This is a genomic window from Albidovulum sp. (assembly GCF_049646345.1).
Classification (GTDB): domain Bacteria; phylum Pseudomonadota; class Alphaproteobacteria; order Rhodobacterales; family Rhodobacteraceae; genus Albidovulum.
In genome coordinates this window covers 1-2381 of record NZ_JBARVQ010000714.1, presented here as the reverse complement: position 1 = coordinate 2381, position 2381 = coordinate 1, and the positions used below count along the sequence as shown (strand labels likewise).

Below are 2381 nucleotides of genomic sequence, written 5' to 3'. Positions count from 1 at the left end.
AGGCGCTCGCCCGGCGCGCTTCGCGCTTGTTCCCGGGCGAAGGGGGCGTCGCGGATGTCCGCAATGTCCCGAACGCAGACCAATGCGGTCTGCGGACACGTCATGGAACCTGTCAGACACGCCGCCGCGCGATCTGTCCGTCGCGCGGGCCAAAGCGCGTCCGCAGGATCTGCAGCAGCCGCCGGTGCAGGGGGCGGTGCCGGTTGCGGATATGGATACCGGCATAGATCGGCAAAAGGATCGGCGGCGCGTCTGCCACCAGCCGGAACCCCCCGCTGTGTTGCAGCTTTTCGGCGGAATCGCGCAGGACATAGGCGGTGCCGCCCATGGATTCCAGGAGCGAGACCATCGCCGCGTTCTGGCCGATGGACAGGCTGACCTTGGCCAGTTCCGGCAGCATGTTCGCATGGATCTGCGGTAGAGCGTCGGAAAAGTGCGGCATGATGTAAGTCTCGCGCCGCACCTCGCTCAGCCGGTCGGTTTCGGTCGAGACCATGACGTAGCGCACTTCGCCCAAGGTCTCGAAATAGAGATCAGGGTGGAAGCGCGGCGTGAAGAGGATGGCGATATCCTCGATCCCGGTCGAAAGGTCGGAACTCATCTGCGCCGAATAGTCGGCCTCAAAAAGAAACGCCGCCTCGGGCAGGGTTTCGCGAAAATCCCGGATCAGTTCGTTGAAATGGATACCGACCATATCCGCCTGAATACCCACCCTGACCGTCACCGCCCCGCTGCCCAGATCGCGGATCGCATAGCGCGCCTCGGTCCAGTCATGTTGCAGCGTGCGGGCATGGGGGACGAAACGCAGGCCTTCGGTCGTCAGTTCCGTACCGGCACGCGAGCGGGTAAAGAGCCGGTGGCCAAGTGACGTCTCAAGCGATTTCACCCGACCTGAAACCGTCGACTGCGTGACGCCAAGCCGGTCTGCAGTCCGGTTGAAGCTGCGCGTGTCGCAGAGATCAAGGAAGGTTTCGATCAACTCGATCTGCATCAGAGAACCAGCCCTTCGGGCAGCGGCGATCCGATTTCGGTTTTGACCCAGGCGAGCGTCTCAAGATCGCCGACCCATTCATAAAAGATCCCGCGTAAGGTGAGCGGTATGACCCCGGCAGCCTGCATCCGTGCGAAAGCCTCCGCATCCTGGTTTGCCGGTGAACTGCAGGCATCGGCCACCGCGCCCACGGTGAAGCCTTTGGCTTTCAGACCGACCGCCGATTGCGCGATGCAGATATCAGTCTCCATCCCGCAAAGAATCACCTGTTGCCGCCCGGTTGCTCTCACCGCCGCAAGAACTTCTGCCTGCCCGGTCAGGTTGAAAACACTCTTGTCATGGATGACGCATCCGTCCGGCAAGGCGTCGCCCACAGGCTCTGCAAGAGTGCCGTTCAGCGCGATACCCTCGGCCATAGCAACGATCGGGATGCTGAATGCGCTGGCCGCACGAATGAGCCAGCAAATACGGGCGGTAAGGGCCTCGGCCTCACCCAGTCTGAGTTGATCGAGAAACACTTTCTGAACGTCGACAACGCACAGAACGCTGTCGGCGCGATTGAAAACCTCTGCATTCATTGGCTGCTCCCTAATCGGACTTGCCGATTAATAACCCGGAAGCATGCGAATTGAAAGCTGCCTATCCCTGCGTCAATACTCCCTGCACATTTCAGGGAGAGCGAGATGGCCGGAATTCCGTCGACAGCGCGTGTGGTGATCATCGGGGGCGGCGCCGTCGGCGTCTCGTCGCTCTACCATCTGGCCAAGGCCGGTTGGACCGATTGCGTCCTGCTGGAAAAGAACGAACTGACCGCCGGTTCGACCTGGCATGCGGCGGGTAACGTCCCGACCTTCTCGACCTCGTGGTCGATCATGAACATGCAGCGCTATTCGACCGAGCTTTATGCGCGCCTCGGCGCTGAGGTCGATTATCCGATGAACTACCATGTCACCGGATCGGTGCGTCTTGCCCATTCGAAGGAGCGGATGCAGGAGTTTCAGCGCGCCAAGGGCATGGGCCTTTATCAGGGCATGAACCTTGAAGTGCTGGGCGTTGATGAGATCAAGGGCAAGTATCCCTTCATCGAGACCCACGATCTGGCCGGTGCGCTCTATGATCCGGCCGACGGGGACATCGACCCGGCGCAGTTGACGCAAGCTTTGGCCAAGGGTGCCCGCGACATGGGTGCCAAGATCCTGCGCTTTACACCTGCGACCGGGGTTTCCCGCGAAAACGGTGAATGGATCGTCCATACTGAAAAAGGCGATATCCGCTGCGAATATGTGGTCAACGCCGCAGGCTACTATGCCCAGAAGGTTGGCGAGTGGTTCAAGCCCTATGGCGGGCGCACCGTGCCGATGATGGTGATGAGCCACCAATATGTCCTGAC

The 2381-nt window shown here is 60.7% G+C and carries 3 protein-coding genes; 1 reads left to right on the top strand and 2 read right to left on the bottom strand.

Annotated features, from left to right (window positions below; all coding sequences use genetic code 11):
• Nucleotides 1–112: 112 nt before the first annotated feature.
• Together WBB85_RS18620 and WBB85_RS18615 are read right to left on the bottom strand one after the other, a co-directional pair.
• Nucleotides 113–991 (bottom strand): LysR family transcriptional regulator, encoded by an 879-nt coding sequence (locus WBB85_RS18620; RefSeq protein ID WP_432640089.1) that lies wholly within the window; start codon nucleotides 989–991, stop codon nucleotides 113–115.
• Complete coding sequence (locus WBB85_RS18615; protein WP_432640088.1) at nucleotides 991–1569, bottom strand: isochorismatase family protein; 579 nt, start codon at nucleotides 1567–1569, stop codon at nucleotides 991–993. Before WBB85_RS18615 ends, WBB85_RS18620 begins: the two co-directional genes overlap by 1 nt.
• A gap of 105 nt (nucleotides 1570–1674) precedes the next feature.
• Between WBB85_RS18615 and WBB85_RS18610 the strand changes: the two genes are divergently transcribed.
• Nucleotides 1675–2381, top strand: a 707-nt coding sequence (locus WBB85_RS18610; RefSeq protein WP_432640087.1) for an NAD(P)/FAD-dependent oxidoreductase, incomplete at its 3' end; no start/stop codon positions are given.

What these genes read in the sequence shown, in the direction of transcription:
- WBB85_RS18620 (WP_432640089.1), bottom strand. Translation starts at nt 991, where the DNA reads ATGCAGATCGAGTTGATCGAAACCTTCCTTGATCTCTGCGACACGCGC.
- WBB85_RS18615 (WP_432640088.1), bottom strand. Translation starts at nt 1,569, where the DNA reads ATGAATGCAGAGGTTTTCAATCGCGCCGACAGCGTTCTGTGCGTTGTC.